The sequence below is a fragment of the Pseudomonas sp. BJa3 genome (genome assembly GCF_026343815.1).
In the GTDB taxonomy this organism is placed as follows: domain Bacteria; phylum Pseudomonadota; class Gammaproteobacteria; order Pseudomonadales; family Pseudomonadaceae; genus Aquipseudomonas; species Aquipseudomonas soli.
Genome location: NZ_JAOXMC010000398.1, coordinates 1 through 251 on the forward strand (window position 1 = coordinate 1; position 251 = coordinate 251).

General features: G+C 65.7%; 1 protein-coding gene. It reads right to left on the reverse strand.

Going from position 1 to position 251, the window contains the following annotated elements; genetic code table 11:
- The coding region (locus OH705_RS28170; RefSeq protein ID WP_267303564.1) for a hypothetical protein at nt 1-238 on the reverse strand (238 nt) is incomplete at its 3' end.
- Nucleotides 239-251 lie beyond the last annotated feature (13 nt).

Sequence of the window (251 nt, forward strand, 5' to 3'; positions counted from 1 at the left end):
TCAAGCGCGTCGCGTCGCGTATCGGAAAGCGTTCGGCAAGACGGAACACGACCGGCGCCAGCGCCGCCCACGTGTACCACTGGATCAGCGACCAGCGGATCAGGTCCCACAGCGGCCAGCTGGGCGAGTCCAGTCCGTTGTTGAGTTTCGCCTGCAGGGTGAACAGCAGCGCGACGGCCGTCCACAGGCCCAGATAGCGGAACAGGCCGATGTCGAGGGTGCCCAGTCGAATCTTCATGCGTGGCGTCCCG